This window comes from Ruegeria arenilitoris (assembly GCF_013030265.1).
Lineage (GTDB): Bacteria > Pseudomonadota > Alphaproteobacteria > Rhodobacterales > Rhodobacteraceae > Ruegeria > Ruegeria arenilitoris_E.
Genome location: NZ_WPZQ01000010.1, coordinates 90,196 through 107,504, shown reverse-complemented (window position 1 = coordinate 107,504; position 17,309 = coordinate 90,196). Strand labels below are relative to the sequence as shown.

Sequence of the window (17,309 nt, the reverse complement as noted above, 5' to 3'; positions counted from 1 at the left end):
TATCTGATCATTAAGGGCGTCCAATCGGGCGCCTTTTTTTGGTCCGATCAAAGCCCGCCAACTGGATTTTGCCTGAGCGTTGATCCAGGGCGAATATTGCGCGGACAGAGACGAAGGAACGACATGGCCAAAACAAGAGTATTGGTGGAATTCGGTATGGGGACGTCGCTAAGACGCGAGGACTATACCGAAGCTGCACTACGAGCAATCAAGGATGCGCTTTGGCACAACTCGGTCAACATGGCGGAGTTATTTGGTTTTCCAAAAGAAGCGATGATCATTGATGCGGAAATTGGCGTTCAGCAGCCAGAGAAAGTCGACGTCGAAGCGCTGAAGGCCGTGTTTCCATATGGCAAGCCCAACATCAAAGTCACGCAGGGTGGGCTGGATGTCGACAAGCCTCATACCGAAGGGAACACAGTCATCGCAAACGCAGCAGTTGTTGTATCGTTCGACATGGAGCCGGCCCAATGACCGAAAGGCGTATCATTCTGGAAATGGGTACCGGCAACGACCTTTATGGTCAGGATTATACCAAAGCGGCGCGCCGGGCAGTGCAGGACGCGCTGCACCATTCCTCGATCACATTGTTTTCCAAACTGGGCATTGATCATTCGGAAATGCGGGTTTGCGTAACAATCGGTGTGCAACATCCCGAGGATGTGGATTGTGATCTGGTTGCGTCCGATCTGCCACGTGGCCGGGCCGAGGTTCGCGCCGTCAAAGGTGGTCTGGATGTTGAGGACACAGAGGCAGGAACGCGTCACGCCGTTGCCACAGCTGCGATCGAGGCATTTCTTCCCGATCTTACAGGCCAATACGTACAGAGCTGAAATGAAAAAAGCCGCCCAGGATCGGACGGCCTCTTCCTCTTTCCTCTGCTGATCCTTATCGAGGGATCAGATTTTTGCGATTTCGGCGCGTGTCAGGCCGATATCTTCCAGCTGAGCGTCTGTCAGGTGGTTCAGGATATTGCGCGTCTTGCGGGATTCGTTCCACGCGACAACGTTGTTGAAGACATTGATGAACGCGTCCACTACATGCAGAATGGTAGCTGCTCCGAGCGGCGCGTGGATATTTGCGGTAGTTGCCATTTGCCCAGTCCTTTGATCTGAAACAGCCGACCCGTTGTCGGTTGTGAGCCCCATGTAGTACCGGCAGGACGGACTCACAATTGATAGTCTGGTAACCCCGGAATGCATTTTTTGCATATCTTTTGGGCAGTTTCGGAACGGGTTGCGCCGATCCCGTCCCCAGCCCATATATGTCGCCGGTGATAACGGAGGCTTTCATGGCAGACAGCGATTTCCCCGGATGGCACGGGACCACGATCATTGGCGTCAAAAAAGAAGGGCAGATCGTCATCGCGGGTGACGGGCAGGTTAGCCTGGGTCAGACCGTGATTAAGGGAACCGCGCGAAAGGTGCGTCGCCTGTCGCCTGGCGGGTTCGAGATCGTGGCTGGTTTCGCCGGCTCAACTGCGGATGCCTTTACCTTGCTGGAAAGGCTGGAAGCCAAGCTTGAGGCAACACCCGGTCAACTGGCCCGCGCATCTGTCGAGCTGGCAAAGGACTGGCGTACTGACAAGTACCTGCAAAAGCTTGAGGCGATGCTGATCGTAACCGACGGCAAAGACCTGTTTGTGATCACCGGGGCAGGGGATGTGCTTGAGCCCGAACACAATGTTGCAGCCATCGGATCCGGCGGTAACTTTGCACTGGCCGCAGCCCGCGCGATGATGGACAGCGACAAATCGGCCGAGGACGTCGCACGTCAATCCATGGCGATCGCTGCCGACATTTGCGTTTACACCAATGGTAAGCTGACAGTCGAAACGATCTCGGCCTGAGGTTCAAGCCAGGAGCGTTGAGATCTCCTTACCTTTCCAGCGGCGATGCATGCCAACGAGGCCCAGCATCGCCGCTATGATAACGATGTAGTACGGCACACGGATGTCGATGCTCATCAATCCTCCTCCGATCAGCGACATGACCCCCCCGGCAAGGCAGAACACAGCGGTTGTGACACCCATGACCCAGCCCTGATCCGTTTCGCTGACGCTGGATGAAAACAGCCCGAGCATAGTCGGGTACGCGACTCCGAACAGGAAGTAGAAGAAGAAGACCGGGACGTAGCTGAAAACACCGCTCGGACTGAAGGCAAAAGCAGCGCCACAGACGATCATGACGATCAGAGAAGTATGGATGATGCTGTGTTTACTGAATCGCTCCTGTGCGGGTTTCACAAGGAAGGTGCTCGAAAACGCAAGCGCAACGCCGATGACGACCATCGCGACACTGCCACCGATCACGCCATAGCCAAACGCACTGGTCAGGAAGTTATCCACGAAGACGTAAAACGTTACATTTGCGATCATGAAGAATGAATAGACCGGCAGGATCTTCAGAACCATCGGATGTCCGCGCACCGCGATCAGGCTGTCGGTGATATCACGAGGCCTGAAAACAAAAGGCTCGCGCTCGGTTCTTGTGTCCTTAAAGAAGACTGACACAAGGAATATCGCGATCAGCACCAGAACAAAGGCACCATAAAACGGTGTCTTTAGTGTCGCCGCGCTGCCCAGCAGTGCCGCATCAGAGAGAACCGCGCCGATGATAGGCCCCCCTACAAGGCCAAAGCTGACACCGGTTACGATGTACCCCATGTTGCGATCGCGATCAGCGGCATCCGTGCTGCCGTCTATCATCGCCGCCTGCGCGATGGGCTGGTTGCCTGCGGTAAAGCCGGTAATCGACCGTCCCAGAATTAGTAAAAGCAAGCTGTTTAGATACAGGGCGGCAATAGTAATCGCATACCCGGCTAGCGCACCACCAAGACAAACCAACAACGCATTCTTACGCCCGATCGAGTCCGAGACCTTGGATACATATACGACCCCCAGAAACCAGGACAGAAAGAAACATCCGATCACCAACCCGTAGTAGAAATGCCGACGGCCATCCGGGGTGTTGTCAGGCAGGAACCCGGATTTCGTCTCCATAATCAGAGAGTTGATGATGGGAAAGACCAGCCCTTGCCCAATCAGATCCACAAATACAACGAACAGCAATGTGATCTTGGCAATTTTACTCATGCAACATGTCCCTGGTTCCAATACCCGGGATCACTGTAGCAGATTGGCAGCGCGTCACCTAACCGCAGATCAGCGGCCGATTTGCTCCGGCCGCTGAATTGGTGTTTCGTAAATGATTACTTAAGCGCCGCAACGCCCAGCGGAACGCCCGCCACTTCGCACCAGATGTAGACCTCGTCATAGCCCGAGATATCCATGGTGGGCGGGACGGCATATTGCTGCTTGCCTGTAAGGTTCAGCAGCGCGCCCAGCTTGGAATTGGGATCATAGGTGCCGTTCTTACCGAAGGCCACGCGCGGGTCAGGACCATTGTCCAGAGAAAAGTCATCACCCAGCTCCACAATGTAACGATCGCCATCCTTGACTACTTTGACCGAACCCGTGGTCACGTGTTTCGAACGGCCCTCGAATGTGCCCTTTTTCTTGGCACCGCCAGCAACTGCAACACCGGCGTTGGCCAGAGTCAGAGCTGCACCAGTGGCAGCCGCGTTCAGAAAGAGCGAACGACGAGTCATCATGATGTGTGTCTCCATTAGTAAGTGCAGGCGGGTTTGCCCGTCGTCGCAAACTATGCGCAGGTATTCACTGTCTGGCGATTCACATCACCTAGAATTTGCGTGTGCTTACCGTGTATTGCTGTGATCTTTCTGTGATCGGCTTGTGTTTTCGCGCCTTATGATTAGGTTCCCGTGCGAAACAAACGGATAGAAAACACATGACCGACCTGACCCCGCGCGAGATTGTCTCGGAACTGGACCGCTTTATCATCGGACAGAAGGACGCAAAGCGTGCGGTGGCAGTGGCGCTGCGGAACCGGTGGCGGCGCAAGCAATTGCCTGATGACATTCGGGACGAGGTTTATCCCAAGAACATCCTGATGATCGGCCCCACCGGTGTCGGCAAGACCGAGATCAGCCGGCGTCTGGCAAAACTGGCGCGGGCGCCATTCATAAAGGTCGAGGCGACGAAGTTTACCGAAGTGGGCTATGTCGGCCGCGACGTCGAACAGATCGTTCGTGATCTGGCAGATGCCGCCATCCTGCAGACCCGCGAATACATGCGCGAGGATGTCAAAGCCAAGGCGTATCAGGCAGCCGAAGATCGTGTAATCGAAGCCATCGCGGGGACGGATGCGCGTGAATCCACACGTGAGATGTTTCGCAAAAAGCTGAAGGCAGGCGAGCTGGACGACACCGTAATCGAGCTGGAACTGTCCGACACATCAAACCCGATGCCGATGTTCGACATTCCCGGCCAGCCCGGCAGCCAAATGGGCATGATGAATCTGGGTGATATCTTCGGCAAGGCCTTTGGTGGTCGCACCGTCAAGAAGCGCCTGACCGTTGCAGAGAGCTATGACATCTTGATCGGTGAAGAAGCCGACAAGCTTCTGGACGATGAAACCGTCACTCGTATTGCACTGGAATCCGTTGAACAGAACGGCATCGTATTCCTGGACGAAATCGACAAGGTCTGCGCCCGCACTGATGCACGTGGCGGTGATGTCAGCCGCGAAGGTGTTCAGCGCGACCTGCTGCCTCTGATCGAAGGGACAACCGTCTCGACCAAGCACGGTCCGGTCAAAACCGACCACATCCTGTTCATCGCAAGCGGTGCCTTCCACATCGCCAAGCCTTCGGATCTGTTGCCCGAACTTCAGGGCCGTCTGCCGATCCGCGTAGAGCTGCGCGCGCTGACCGAAGAGGATTTCGTTCGTATTCTGACCGAGACCGACAACGCCCTGACCCTGCAATACACCGCCCTGATGGGAACCGAAGAGGTGACCGTCAGCTTCAGTGAGGATGGCATTGCCGCACTGGCACGTATCGCGGCAGACGTAAACCAAAGCGTCGAGAACATAGGGGCGCGTCGTTTGTACACAGTGATGGAACGCGTATTCGAAGAACTGTCCTTTACCGCACCCGACCAGGCCGGAACGCAAATCACAGTCGACGCGCAGTTTGTGAACGACAATCTGGGTGAGCTGACCAAATCAACCGACCTGAGCCGTTACGTTTTGTAACACTGCCAGCCGGTTCTTGCCGTTAATTCCGCCCTGCGCCGCTGGACGCAGGGCGAGAATGCGATAGCGTAGGCGCAATTCATCCTGAGGGTTGGCCCGTGCTGCGCTATTTTTTAGTTCTGATTGTATCTCTGTCGCTAAGCGCCTGCGTCGACCGAACGGTAACCGAGATCGTGCCTTCGGCAGTAAACATTGGGACACCCGAAAAGATATTCGCAAGTACGACCCGAGCGCGTGAAGCAGATGGAACCTACGGATTCCGGCGCGGGGATTCGCTGAAGTTTCTGGAAACAACAGTATCGATCCCGCCAACGCACACACCAGGAACGCTGAAGTTTTCATACGCAAACCCAAATCCAAAAAAAGAGTTCGTTCTGACAGATGTGACCGAGCTGGGCGGGCCAAAGGGACTGCGCGAACATCTACGTGGCGAGGACGACGTTACAATATTTGTGCACGGCTATAATTCGACCCAAACCGAGACGATTTTCCGCGCGGCTCAGCTGACGCACGACATTGGCCTTCCGGGCTCCACCTTGGTCTACTCCTGGCCCAGCCGCGCAACCGGGTATGGGTATGCCTATGATCTGGACAGCATGTTGTTCGCCCGCGACGGGTTAGAGCAGACGATCCGTGAGTTGAAAGCCATGGGCGTCAAACGCGTCATTCTGGTCGCACATTCCATGGGCGGCGCTCTGGCAATGGAGATGATGCGACAAGCTGAACTGCAAGAACCGGGCTGGGCCAACAGAAACATCGAAGGGGTCGTCTTGATTTCGCCGGATCTGGATGTTGACCTGTTCCGTTCGCAGATGAGACGCATCAAGAACCCGCCCGACCCTTTCCTTGTTATGGTGTCACAGAAGGACAAGATCCTGAACATTTCAGGCCGCCTCCGCGGAACAGACGAGAGCGAGAGATTGGGTAATATAAGCTCGGTTAAAACGCTTGAAGAATTCCCGATCAACGTGATCGATACAACCGCGTTTAACAAAGACGCAGAGTCCTCACATTTCGTTGCGGCCACCTCTCCGGCACTCTTGTCGATCCTCAATTCGCTAAGACGCGTAAACAATACCTTCGGCCGCGAAGATCGACCGGGCATCGACATTCTGGTTCCGCCCAGCCAACGCAATCCAGACGGTGCGACCGAAATTGTTCTGACAGAAACCGGGCAGGCCCAGGTCAGCTCTCCGTGACGCAGTTCAGACTGCGCCAGTATCTGTACGATAACGCTACCTGGTTGAGTGCCGGTGTTCTGCTGACCTTTCTGTCCAGCTTCGGTCAGACCTTTTTCATTTCCATTTTTGCCGGGGAAATCCGCACTGAATTCGGCCTGAGCCATGGTGCCTGGGGAGGTCTCTATTCTCTGGGTACGACCGTATCCGCCATCGTGATGATCTGGGCTGGCGGTTTGACTGATGTTTTTCGGGTCCGGGTTCTTGGCCCGGTGGTATTGGCTGGTCTTGCGCTGGCGGCGATATCGATGGCGTTGAATTCGTGGCTCATGTTGCTGCCCGTAGTAATCTTTCTGCTACGCCTGTTCGGCCAGGGTATGAGCATCCACATCGCCATGGTCGCCATGGCCCGCTGGTTTACGGTCACACGAGGCAAGGCGTTGTCGATTGCGACAATTGGTATTGCGCTGGGTGAAGCATTGCTGCCGCTGAGCTTCGTTGCCGCCATGGCTTTCGTAGACTGGCACTGGCTTTGGATCGTATCAGCCGGGATCACCGCATTGGGCATTCCGGTTCTGATCCGGTTGTTGCGGCAAGAGAGGACCCCGCAAAGCCTGTCGGATGCCTATTCTTCAACCGGGATGCAGGGCCATCACTGGACCCGCAAGGAAACCCTGTTTCATCCGCTGTTCTGGCTGATGACACCTGCGATATTGGGACCATCCGCGTTTATAACTGCCTTTTTCTTTCATCAGGTCCATCTGGCTGAGGTGAAGGGCTGGCAGCATATTGAACTGGTGGCATTGTTCCCGGTTTTTACCGGGGTTTCACTTCTTGCGATGTTCACCTCGGGCTGGGCATTGGACAAGTGGGGAACGGCGCGGATGATGCCGTTCTACCAACTACCTATGGCAGTCGGATTTGCCATCATCGGGGTGACCAACTCGATCAGCGGGGCACTTATAGGAATGTCCTTTCTTGCCCTGACGGTCGGTGCGAACAACACTTTGCCCAGCGCGTTCTGGGCCGAGTTCTATGGCACCCGTCACATCGGTTCCATCAAGGCAATGGCAACCGCAGTGATGGTTCTGGGCTCGGCCATTGGCCCGGGCCTGACCGGAGTTCTGATTGATCTGGGCATACCGCTCAGCACACAATTTCTGTGGATCGCTGTCTTTTTTGTTCTGGTTTGTTTGATGGCATGGACGGGGATCAGCCGGGCTGCCCGCAGCCTTTAGCGAACCCTTCGCAGATACACGTAATAAGCACCATCACCGCCATGGCTGATATGGGCGGGTGTTACCTGCATTACGGCTTGTGCCAAAGGTGGTATCGACAACCAATGCGGCACCTGATCGCGCAATACCCCGCGTGGTGTCGGAATTGGCCCCGGTTCATCACGATCTTTGCCTTTGCCGGTGATGACCAGAACCAGTCGCTTGCCCGAAGCCTGTGCCGACAGAACAAAGCGAACCAAAGCCGGATGGGCCGTATCAACGCGCATGCCGTGCAGATCAATGCGGCCCTCTGGCTTCAGCTTTCCACGCTTCATGCGTCCGAAAGCCTTGTTGTCCATCTGGACCGGCGCACTTCGCAATTGTTCCGTAACCGAAGGTTTCAGTGTGTTCCGTGATGGTTTGGCCGGTACCTTCTGACCCAACTCAAACGCATCAATCCGTGCTTTCGGGGTTTTTGTTGGCTTTGGTTTCGGCAGGGTGGCCGGGTGTACTGATTGCGGAATTTCCGGATGCAGCCTCTCGGCCTGCTTCGCTACTTTGCGCCAAAGCTCGATTTCTTCTGCCGTCAGTTTGCGCCGTGTCATCAGAACTCATCCGGCAACAGGGCGTAGGCGCGCTGAATTGGCAGCAGCACAACCATCCGACCCGGATCCTTAAGTCTGCCCGCTGCCTGTCCGGCATCATCGCCTGTACCAAAGAATATATCGGCGCGTTGCGCCCCTTTGATGGCAGAGCCCGTGTCCTGCGCAATCATCAATCGCCTGATCGGATCCTTGCCGTCCTTTTCGACCCATACAGGCGAGCCCAGCGGGGTATAAGCCGGATCAGCTGCAATGCTACGCATTGTTGTAACAGAGCGGTTCATGGCCCCCAAAGGGCCGCGTTCGGGTGCAACACGCGAAACTTCACGAAAGAACACGTAAGACGGATTGTGAAACAGCAGTTCGGTGCCTGCCTCGGGGTTCTTGCGTACCCAGGATCGTATCCTCTGTGCGCTGACCTCATGCGCGCCCAGCGCCCCGCGACGCACCAGTTCAACACCGATCGAGCGATACGGGTGGCCATTCGCGCCACCATAACCAACCCGCAGCGCTGATCCATCCGGCAATCGAACACGACCGGACCCCTGGATCTGCAGAAAGAACAGTTCGACCGGGTCATCGACCCAGGCGATTTCCAAACCGCGATTTTTCATCACATCGGTGGTCAGCAACTCACGACGGCTGAGCCATTGTCCGGCTTCTCGCGCTTCGGGCGGCATCTTGTAAATCGGATATCGGTATTTATCCGACCGGGTTCGCGAACCATCCAACTCGGGTTCAAAATAACCCGTGAACAACGCGTCCTTGCCATCTTCGACCAGTACAGGTCGGAAAAACAGTTCAAAGAACGCGCGCGCCGCATCCTGTTCATAGGTCTTGGCTACCGCACACAGTGCCTGCCAGTCTGGGTCCCGCAGATCTCCACACGTATTCAGAAAAACTGAAAGGGCTGCGCCATGATCGTCCGCAGCCCAGCCATCCAGATCATCAAATGACAGAATCGCGCGCGTTGCCTCGGCTCCGGCAGCGCTTGCGGTGGTCATGACGCCCACCAGAAATAGCGACCGGAGCGCGGCAATCATGCGTCCGTGGCAACAAGCAGCCAGTTCGGATCGTCCTTGCCCATGACACGGGCAAAGGTCCAGCTGTCCTTTTGGCGTTTGACGGTGTTGGGGTTGCCTTCGATGATATCGCCACCGCGATCACGTACGACCGAGGTCAGCTCACCTACGAAGTACATGGTGATCTCGGCTTCGTTGGTATCCTTGTCAAAGCGAGCATCGGTCAGCGTCGTTTCACGAACACCGATAAACTCAGCTTCGATAGTCAGACCCTTGTCTTCGCGGTCGGCAACAACCGAAACGAAGGTGTCGAACACCTCTTCAGAAAGGAACGGCTGGATTTCATCCAGATTTCCCTTTTCGAACCCCATCACGATCATCTCGTAGGCACCGCGCGCGCCCTGAACAAACTCATTGACCGAAAATCCGGGTTCAACCCGCTTCATCGCGGCCAGGGTTTGCGCCTGTTCGCTGTCTTCGGGCACATGGTCAGTGATGTCATGATCCGGACCACCCTCGATCACTTCGAAATCAGGGCGCGATTTGCTTGCATCGGGCTGTTGTTGCAGCGGTGGTTTCTCAAAACCCTCACGCGTGCCCAATACGCTTTTCAGGCGCAGGATCAGGAAAACGGCAATTCCGGCCAAGACCAGCAACTGGATCATAGGGTTGTCGCTCATTTCATTCTCTTTTCAGCGCCGGGACTTTGTGTACACGGCCTCATGCCACTATGTAGGTGACACTGGGTGGCAAGTCCACAGCCCGACATATGGTAAAGGATAACGCAAATGTATCTGTTCTTGGCATTTTTGTTGGTGCCTATCATCGAGATTGCCCTGTTCATTCAGGTTGGCGGTCTGATCGGATTGTGGCCAACGCTTGCCATCGTGGTTCTGACCGCTGTTTTGGGGACCGTTTTGGTAAGGACACAAGGTCGCATGGCATTGGGTCAGTTGCAGAAATCTTTTGCCGAACTGGATGATCCAACCGAGCCGCTGGCCTATGGCGCGATGATCCTCTTGTCAGGCGCATTGCTGCTGACACCGGGCTTTTTCACGGATGCCATTGGGTTTGCACTGCTAATTCCTGCCGTTCGGCTGGCTGTGTTCAGATATCTGCGGTCCAAAGTAACTGTGGCCTCTTTTCAGATGGGGTCCGGAACACAGTTCCGTACAGACAACAATCCTTTTGCTCAGGATGACGTGATTGATGGTGAATTCACCGAAGTTCGGCCCCGGCGTGACCCCGCAAAGCCATCAAAATGGGTCGAAGGGCCGCAGTAGCATTGAGGTGCCACGCCCAAGTTGATAAGCAGTGGCGAATTTTATTTTTGGAGTAGATCCATGGCCGAAGAAAACGCCACAGAAAACACCGCGGCCCAAGCCGCCCCTCAGGTTCAAATGCGTGTTCTGGGGCAGTTTGTCCGCGACATGTCGTTTGAAAACGTAATGGCACAAAAGGGTGTCTCAGGTGACGTTCAGCCTGAAATTTCGGTTCAGGTGAACCTGGATGCCAAGAAACGTGCGGCAGATCACCAATTTGAAGTCTCGATCAAACTGAACCTGAACTCCAAAGCCAAGGGCATGGAAGATGTCCTGTTCGTGTTCGAAATCGACTATTGCGGTCTGTTCCACATCGAAGGCGTGCCAGAAGATCAGATGCACCCGTTCCTGATGATCGAATGCCCGCGGATGCTGTTCCCGTTCCTGCGCCGGATCGTCAGCGACGTAACGCGCGATGGTGGCTACCCGCCAGTGAACCTGGACAACATCGACTTTGTGGGTCTCTACCGCAATGAACTGATGCGCCGCCAGGCCGAGCAGGCACAAAAGACCGAAGCCTGATCAATTGAGCCGCGCCTGAAAACCTCAGGCGCGGGTCCACAGGGCGTTCTCGCCCAATTTCTCGACAAAAGCATCATGCGCCGCGCGCTCTTCTGCGGTGATCTTCGACGGCAGGGCCGTTGGACGCGGTGTCGGGCGCCAGTCGTCGTCGCCGCCGGCAGCAGAAGCCGCGCTGGTGGACAGGCCAAAATCCGGCTGTCGTCCACCAATAAGCTCCAGATACACCTCAGCCAGAATTTCCGAGTCGAGCAAGGCCCCGTGCAGAACACGGTTGGTGTTGTCGATGTTGAACCGGCGGCACAACGCATCCAGTGACGCAGGCGAGCCCGGAAATCGCTTGCGCGCAATCGCCAGTGTATCCAGCGCCTGATCCATCGGAATAGGCGGAAGACCCATCCATTTGAGTTCCGCGTTCAGGAACTTCATATCGAACGAGGCGTTGTGGATGACCAGCTTCGAATCTTTGATGAAGTCGCGGAATCCCTGACCAACCTTTGCAAAGACCGGTTTGTCCTTCAGCGTGACCTCACCCTTTTCTGGAGGGCGGGGGCTTTCCAGCAGGTCGGGTCCGATCCCATGCACACCAAATGCCTCTTCGGGCATTGAGCGTTCCGGGTTGATATAGACGTGATAAGTCTCACCCGTGGCAACGTGGTTCCACAGCTCTACCGCACCGATCTCGACAATCCGGTCGCCACCTTCTGGATCAAATCCCGTGGTTTCGGTATCGAGTACAATCTCACGCATCTGACATCCCCGCCCGTATCTGCCTGACTATATCCTGCACCTGTGCACGGGCGTGGTCCAGCGTATCTGTCACGATCACGAAATCCGATCGCGCGCATTTTTCGTCATTCGGCATCTGTTTGGAGCGAATTTGTACGAACTGAGCCTCAGACATGGTTCCGCGTTCCATTACCCGACGTTTCTGTTCGTCAGCGGGAACAGATACACAGGCTACGGCATCCATGGTGGCGTCACCGCCTGTTTCAAACAACAAAGGGATGTCGAATACTACAATATCAGCCGTTGTAGATTGCCTAAACGCTGCGCGATCCGTGGCAACCAACGGATGAACAATACTCTCGATCACCTTCAGTGCCTCAGGATTGTTTGAAATGATCTTTTTCAACGCATTCCGGCTGACCGCTTCGTCTTCGATTGCATCTGGATATGCCATTGACATTGGGGCAACGGCCGCACCACCTGCTGCATAAAGGCGATGAACAGCGGCGTCTGCATCCCACAGAGCACATCCTTCATCCACAAACATTCGGGCGGTTGTGCTTTTGCCCATCCCGATCGAGCCCGTCAGGCCAAGAGAAAAACTCATGCCAAGGCCGCCGCACGGGTTGCCGCATCAACTTCGGGCCGTGTTCCGAACCAGCGTTCAAAGCCGGGAACCGCCTGATAGAGCAACATGCCCAACCCATCGACCGTCGTGCACCCAGCCTCTTCCGCTGTTTGCAGCAGCCGGGTTTTCAGCGGCGCGTAGACCAGATCGGTGACAACCGTTCCCGGTTGCAGCCCGTCCATGGGCACCCGTAGCCCGGGTTGGCCTTGCATTCCCAATGAGGTCGTATTGACCACAAGCTCGGCATTCTCGATCACATTTCCGGCCTGTACCCAGTCTACCACGGTGATCCGCTGGCCAAATTCCTCTTTCAAATGATCTGCACGGGTGCGCGTCCGGTTTGTCAGCAGAATCTCCGGCACTCCGGCATCAGCCAAAGCGCACAGGACTGCGCGCGCAGCACCTCCGGCACCCAGAACCACGGCTGGCCCATCCTTTGGATTCCAGTCAGGCGCTCCGCTTCGCAGGTTTTCCATGAAACCGTAGCCATCGGTGTTATCTGCATGGATTGATCCATCATCACGGAAAACCAGCGTGTTGGCGGCACCAATCACCGAAGCCCGGTCAGAAACATGATCCGCCAGTCGCAGGGCAGCTTCTTTGTGTGGGACCGTAACGTTTGCACCAACAAACCCGGCCTTCGGCAAGGTACGCAGAACTGTTTCAAGATCTGCTGACGCAACATCCATCGGTATATAGTGACCCGGCAGCCCATAGGTTCTGAGCCAGTGACCGTGCAACTTGGGTGATCTGGAATGCGCTATGGGATGTCCGATAACCCCGGCCAGTGGAATGCGGTTCTCTGTCATTGTTCGATCACCCCTCGCAACGCCAGGAAATTGAGCAGTTCCAATAAGGGCATACCCAAAACGTTAAAATAGTCGCCGTCAATGGTAGCAAACAGACGCACACCTTCTTCCTCAAGCTTGTATGCGCCCACGGCGTGGCGAATGCTGTCCCAATTTCGCGCGACATATGACTTCAGATAGGCATCCGAACTGGCGCGCATACGCAAGCGAACCTGACCGACATGGCGCCAGATCGGTTCACCATCCATGTATATGACAGCAGCGGAAAGCAGCATGTGTCGCTTACCCCGCATCGCCTTGAGCTGCGCCAATGCATCCTCGGGTGAACTGGGTTTGGAAAGCAGCTGACCATCAAAATCCAATACCTGATCGCAACCCAAAACCATTGCGCCCGGTGTTTTGTCACTGACTTTGCGCGCTTTCAGTTCGGCCAGCGCATCAGCGATATCCCGTGGTGAAGCCTCTTCGGCCAATAGGGCGCGCTTGGCAGTCTCTTCATCGACGCGCGCCACCTGGACGGAAAACGGGACGCCGGCATTTTCCAGCAGTTGCGCTCGGATTGCTGAACCAGAGGCCAGAACTAAGGGGACAGACATGTGGAAAACCCCGTGGAAAAAACGTTGAGTGTTCTCGAACGGTTTGTATGGTTTTCCTGTTGACACGCAACCCCGGGATTTTCGCGCAAAACTTCCATGAGTCGCTCGAACGCTGTCCAATCGGGACAAGGATAACTTTGTAAACTTGGATAAGAGAGGTTTCCACAGTTACCCAAAGAGATATCCCCAGAATCTAAATATCTTAATGATCTTAACTTATTGTTTTTAATATGTAATTTTCAGTATCAACAAAACATGCCCTCTGAAAGACTATTCTATCCACCTGGGGAAAACACATGGGTAAAAAAGTAATCCACGGATTTTACTCACCCTACAAAACCATCTTCCTTTTTCTTTTCTTATTTTTTTATTAGGGAGAGTTCCGAGCAACGTCTGGAGCCAGAATGACTGATCTTCTTTTCACGCTGTACCCGTGGGTGAAGTCTTTACACATCATGGCCGTGATCTCTTGGATGGCCGGCTTGTTCTATTTACCCAGACTGTTCGTCTATCACGTAGAAAAGGCACAATCGGTCGACGGAGCGCAGGAAATCTTCTTTGAAATGGAGGATAAGCTGCTTCGTGTCATCATGCGCCCTGCAATGATCGTGGCGTGGGTCTGCGGTTTGATCATGGTCTTCACCCCGGGGATTGTCGGATGGGACTGGTCGTGGCCCTGGGTCAAAGGTGCAGCCGTGATTGGAATGACCTGGTTCCATCACTGGCTGATGGCGCGACGCAAAGACTTCTTAGAGGGGCGAAATAAGCTCACTGGGCGCCAGTACCGCATGATGAACGAGGTACCGACCGTTTTGATGGTTATCATCGTTCTGGCGGTCGTTCTGAAGTTCTGAGGGCCTGTTTGACTCCGACTGCTGTCACGCTTATGTAGAGATCAACACGCCCGTCCGGGCGGCGTATCTTCCGTATTGAATTTCCACTCTGTGCCGCGACCTATGCGGACAAGGTTCGTATCATCATGACAACTGAATCCCTGAATCTGGCCGACCTTAAGGCCAAAAGCCCCAAAGACCTTCTGGCGATGGCCGAAGAGCTGGAGATCGAAAACGCCTCGACCATGCGAAAAGGCGAAATGATGTTCCAGATCCTGCGCGAACGCGCGGATGAGGGCTGGACCGTTGGTGGCGACGGTGTGCTGGAAGTCCTGCAGGACGGCTTCGGCTTTCTGCGCTCGCCCGAGGCGAATTATCTGCCGGGTCCGGACGACATCTACGTCTCACCTGAAATGATCCGCCAGCATTCGCTGCGGACTGGTGACACAGTGGAAGGTGAGATCAAAGCGCCTGATGATAACGAGCGCTACTTTGCGCTGACCAAGGTCACCAAGATCAACTTTGAAGATCCTGAGAAGGCCAAGCACAAGATCCTGTTCGATAACCTGACGCCTTTGTATCCCGACGAGCGTCTAAAGATGGAAATCGAAGATCCGACCATCAAGGATAAATCGGCCCGTGTGATCGACCTAGTCGCACCCATCGGTAAAGGTCAGCGTTCGCTGATCGTGGCGCCGCCGCGGACCGGTAAAACGGTGATCCTGCAGAACATCGCGCACTCGATCGAACAGAACCACCCTGAGTGCTACCTGATCGTTCTGCTGATCGACGAACGCCCGGAAGAGGTGACCGACATGCAGCGTTCGGTGAAGGGTGAGGTTGTCTCCTCGACCTTCGACGAACCGGCGACTCGTCACGTAGCCGTGTCAGAAATGGTGATCGAAAAAGCCAAGCGTCTGGTCGAACATAAACGAGATGTTGTTATTCTTCTCGACTCGATCACAAGACTTGGTAGGGCGTTTAACACTGTGGTACCATCCTCGGGTAAAGTTCTGACCGGTGGTGTGGACGCGAATGCCTTGCAACGGCCCAAGCGTTTCTTTGGTGCCGCGCGGAACATCGAAGAGGGTGGTTCGCTGACCATCATCGCCACCGCGCTGATCGACACCGGCAGCCGGATGGACGAAGTGATCTTTGAAGAATTCAAAGGCACCGGTAACTCGGAAATCGTTCTGGATCGCAAGATTGCAGACAAGCGCGTGTTCCCGGCGATCGACATCCTCAAGTCCGGTACCCGGAAAGAGGACCTGCTGGTCGACAAGGGTGATCTGGCCAAGACCTTCGTTCTGCGCCGCATCCTCAACCCGATGGGCACCACCGACGCGATCGAGTTCCTGCTGTCCAAACTGAAACAGACGAAGACGAACGGTGAGTTCTTCGATTCGATGAACACCTGACACAGGTCTTAAACGACGCGAGGCCTTCGAATGGATACGATATTCGCCTTGGCCAGCGCACAAGGCAAAGCAGGGGTGGCGGTCATCCGCCTCTCTGGCCCGCAGGCTCATGCAGCCGCGGGCGCGCTGACGGGTTCAGATTTACCACCCAGGGGAATGCGGTTGCGTGAGCTCCGTGCAAGTGATGGATCACGGTTGGACGATGGGCTGGTCTTGACTTTCGCAGCACCGGCAAGCTTTACCGGCGAGGATGTCACCGAACTGCAAATTCACGGAAGCACCGCTTCGGTCAATGCGGTGTTGCGCTGCCTGTCCGATATGAAAGACCTGCGTATGGCAGAGCCCGGTGAATTCACACGCCGGGCATTGGAAAACGGCAAGATGGATCTGGCTCAGGTCGAAGGCCTTGCCGATCTGATCGATGCCGAAACTGAAGCGCAGAGAAAGCAGGCTCAGACCATTCTGGCAGGTGAGCTTGGGGATCTGGCCGAACGCTGGCGGCGGGATCTGATCCGGGCTGCCTCACTGTTGGAAGCAGTGATTGATTTTGCCGATGAAGAAGTGCCAACGGATGTATCACCCGAAGTTCGCGAACTGATTACAGGGGTAATGGGCGATCTGGAGCGTGAAGCGCGCGGGGTAAAGATTGCGGAGCGTATTCGTACGGGCTTCGAAGTCGCCATTGTTGGGCTGCCGAACGCTGGGAAGTCTACGCTTCTGAATGCTCTTGCAGGACGGGAAGCGGCGATTACGTCTGAATACGCCGGAACCACCCGAGATGTGATTGAAGTGCGAATGGACTTGGCCGGGCTACCAGTTACCCTTCTGGATACTGCCGGAATGCGCGAAACCGAAGATCATGTCGAAGGATTGGGGATAGCGCTGGCCCGGAAACGCGCTGTAACCGCGGACCTGCGTGTGTTTCTGACAGATGATCCAACCGAGCTTGGGGTCGAGATGCAGCCGGGAGATGTGCAGGTATTACCTAAATCAGATCTCAGGGGCATTGGTGAAAACGGGATCTCGGGAAAGACAGGGCAAGGGATTGATCAACTGATTTCCCAGATTTCGCGTGTTTTGTCTGACCGAACCACAAGCACTGGTATTGCAACCCGGGAACGCCACCGCGTTGCAATGACAAAAGCACTGGACGCGCTTAGCCAGGCTATGACGGTTCTGGAATCAGGACCTGACCTGTATGATATTGCTGCCGAAGAGTTGCGCACAGCCATTCGGGCACTTGAATCTTTGGTTGGCAGAATAGATGTCGAGAATCTTCTGGATGAGATATTCTCCAGCTTCTGCCTTGGTAAGTAAGG

The 17,309-nt window shown here is 55.2% G+C and carries 21 protein-coding genes; 11 read left to right on the top strand and 10 right to left on the bottom strand.

The features are described 5' to 3' along the window. Positions 1-123: 123 nt before the first annotated feature. Both GOX61_RS17565 and GOX61_RS17560 read left to right on the top strand, forming a co-directional pair. On the top strand, positions 124-474 hold the full coding sequence (locus tag GOX61_RS17565; RefSeq protein WP_170335808.1) for a Lin0512 family protein: 351 nt from the start codon (positions 124-126) through the stop codon (positions 472-474). Next, a complete protein-coding gene (locus GOX61_RS17560; protein ID WP_170335806.1) occupies positions 471-833 on the top strand; it encodes a Lin0512 family protein in 363 nt (120 codons plus the stop codon). Before GOX61_RS17565 ends, GOX61_RS17560 begins: the two co-directional genes overlap by 4 nt. Before the next feature lie 66 nt (positions 834-899). Here GOX61_RS17560 and GOX61_RS17555 read toward each other — a convergent pair whose 3' ends face one another. Beyond that, positions 900-1,094: a DUF1127 domain-containing protein gene (locus GOX61_RS17555; RefSeq protein WP_170335804.1), complete on the bottom strand. Its 195-nt coding sequence runs from the start codon at positions 1,092-1,094 to the stop codon at positions 900-902. A gap of 197 nt (positions 1,095-1,291) precedes the next feature. Here GOX61_RS17555 and hslV point away from each other — a divergent pair, with 197 nt between their 5' ends. Next, a complete protein-coding gene (hslV, locus tag GOX61_RS17550) occupies positions 1,292-1,849 on the top strand; it encodes an ATP-dependent protease subunit HslV (RefSeq protein ID WP_170335802.1) in 558 nt (185 codons plus the stop codon). Positions 1,850-1,852: 3 nt separating this feature from the next. Here hslV and GOX61_RS17545 read toward each other — a convergent pair whose 3' ends face one another. Then, complete coding sequence (locus GOX61_RS17545) at positions 1,853-3,094, bottom strand: MFS transporter (RefSeq protein ID WP_170335800.1); 1,242 nt, start codon at positions 3,092-3,094, stop codon at positions 1,853-1,855. 116 nt (positions 3,095-3,210) lie between these two features. Beyond that, positions 3,211-3,612, bottom strand: coding sequence for a DM13 domain-containing protein (locus GOX61_RS17540; protein WP_170335798.1), 402 nt, complete (start codon positions 3,610-3,612; stop codon positions 3,211-3,213). Positions 3,613-3,809: 197 nt separating this feature from the next. Here GOX61_RS17540 and hslU point away from each other — a divergent pair, with 197 nt between their 5' ends. From hslU to GOX61_RS17525, 3 genes are all read left to right on the top strand, one after another. Beyond that, positions 3,810-5,117 (top strand): ATP-dependent protease ATPase subunit HslU, encoded by a 1,308-nt coding sequence (hslU, locus tag GOX61_RS17535; RefSeq protein ID WP_155139775.1) that lies wholly within the window; start codon positions 3,810-3,812, stop codon positions 5,115-5,117. Positions 5,118-5,215: 98 nt separating this feature from the next. After that, on the top strand, positions 5,216-6,316 hold the full coding sequence (locus GOX61_RS17530; protein ID WP_170335796.1) for an alpha/beta hydrolase: 1,101 nt from the start codon (positions 5,216-5,218) through the stop codon (positions 6,314-6,316). After that, complete coding sequence (locus GOX61_RS17525; protein ID WP_170335794.1) at positions 6,313-7,533, top strand: MFS transporter; 1,221 nt, start codon at positions 6,313-6,315, stop codon at positions 7,531-7,533. The genes GOX61_RS17530 and GOX61_RS17525 overlap by 4 nt, the downstream gene beginning before the upstream one ends. Here GOX61_RS17525 and GOX61_RS17520 read toward each other — a convergent pair. The 3 genes from GOX61_RS17520 to GOX61_RS17510 are packed head-to-tail and all read right to left on the bottom strand — an operon-like array spanning position 7,530 to position 9,816. Continuing rightward, complete coding sequence (locus tag GOX61_RS17520; RefSeq protein ID WP_170335792.1) at positions 7,530-8,117, bottom strand: Smr/MutS family protein; 588 nt, start codon at positions 8,115-8,117, stop codon at positions 7,530-7,532. The genes GOX61_RS17525 and GOX61_RS17520 overlap by 4 nt on opposite strands. Continuing rightward, positions 8,117-9,157, bottom strand: coding sequence for a murein transglycosylase A (gene mltA / locus GOX61_RS17515; RefSeq protein ID WP_170335790.1), 1,041 nt, complete (start codon positions 9,155-9,157; stop codon positions 8,117-8,119). Before mltA ends, GOX61_RS17520 begins: the two co-directional genes overlap by 1 nt. Continuing rightward, on the bottom strand, positions 9,154-9,816 hold the full coding sequence (locus GOX61_RS17510; protein WP_155139783.1) for a Tim44/TimA family putative adaptor protein: 663 nt from the start codon (positions 9,814-9,816) through the stop codon (positions 9,154-9,156). Before GOX61_RS17510 ends, mltA begins: the two co-directional genes overlap by 4 nt. 108 nt (positions 9,817-9,924) lie before the next feature. Here GOX61_RS17510 and GOX61_RS17505 point away from each other — a divergent pair, with 108 nt between their 5' ends. Both GOX61_RS17505 and secB read left to right on the top strand, forming a co-directional pair. Further along, the gene (locus tag GOX61_RS17505) at positions 9,925-10,419 is read left to right on the top strand and encodes an FxsA family protein (protein ID WP_170335788.1); all 495 of its coding nucleotides are present in this window, start codon (positions 9,925-9,927) and stop codon (positions 10,417-10,419) included. Between the two features lie 60 nt (positions 10,420-10,479). Continuing rightward, the gene (secB, locus tag GOX61_RS17500) at positions 10,480-10,980 is read left to right on the top strand and encodes a protein-export chaperone SecB (protein WP_155139787.1); all 501 of its coding nucleotides are present in this window, start codon (positions 10,480-10,482) and stop codon (positions 10,978-10,980) included. Positions 10,981-11,004: 24 nt separating this feature from the next. On the opposite strand, the gene dnaQ is transcribed toward secB, so the two are convergent. From dnaQ to GOX61_RS17480, 4 genes are read right to left on the bottom strand one after another with little or no spacing between them, the layout of a single operon-like run. Continuing rightward, positions 11,005-11,727 carry a DNA polymerase III subunit epsilon gene (dnaQ, locus tag GOX61_RS17495; RefSeq protein ID WP_170335786.1) on the bottom strand — a complete coding sequence of 241 codons (723 nt, stop codon included), beginning with the start codon at positions 11,725-11,727 and terminating at the stop codon, positions 11,005-11,007. Further along, a complete protein-coding gene (gene coaE / locus GOX61_RS17490) occupies positions 11,720-12,313 on the bottom strand; it encodes a dephospho-CoA kinase (protein WP_170335784.1) in 594 nt (197 codons plus the stop codon). The genes dnaQ and coaE overlap by 8 nt, the downstream gene beginning before the upstream one ends. Further along, a complete protein-coding gene (locus GOX61_RS17485) occupies positions 12,310-13,143 on the bottom strand; it encodes a shikimate dehydrogenase (RefSeq protein ID WP_170335782.1) in 834 nt (277 codons plus the stop codon). The genes coaE and GOX61_RS17485 overlap by 4 nt, the downstream gene beginning before the upstream one ends. Then, positions 13,140-13,739: a Maf family protein gene (locus tag GOX61_RS17480; protein WP_170335779.1), complete on the bottom strand. Its 600-nt coding sequence runs from the start codon at positions 13,737-13,739 to the stop codon at positions 13,140-13,142. The genes GOX61_RS17485 and GOX61_RS17480 overlap by 4 nt, the downstream gene beginning before the upstream one ends. Before the next feature lie 404 nt (positions 13,740-14,143). Between GOX61_RS17480 and GOX61_RS17475 the strand changes: the two genes are divergently transcribed. The 3 genes from GOX61_RS17475 (at position 14,144) to mnmE (ending at position 17,307) form a co-directional block, all read left to right on the top strand. Beyond that, positions 14,144-14,593 (top strand): CopD family protein, encoded by a 450-nt coding sequence (locus GOX61_RS17475; protein WP_170335777.1) that lies wholly within the window; start codon positions 14,144-14,146, stop codon positions 14,591-14,593. A gap of 125 nt (positions 14,594-14,718) precedes the next feature. Next, the gene (gene rho, locus GOX61_RS17470) at positions 14,719-15,990 is read left to right on the top strand and encodes a transcription termination factor Rho (protein WP_155144147.1); all 1,272 of its coding nucleotides are present in this window, start codon (positions 14,719-14,721) and stop codon (positions 15,988-15,990) included. 30 nt (positions 15,991-16,020) lie between these two features. Next, positions 16,021-17,307, top strand: coding sequence for a tRNA uridine-5-carboxymethylaminomethyl(34) synthesis GTPase MnmE (mnmE, locus tag GOX61_RS17465; protein ID WP_170335776.1), 1,287 nt, complete (start codon positions 16,021-16,023; stop codon positions 17,305-17,307). The last annotated feature ends 2 nt before the right edge of the window (positions 17,308-17,309 follow it).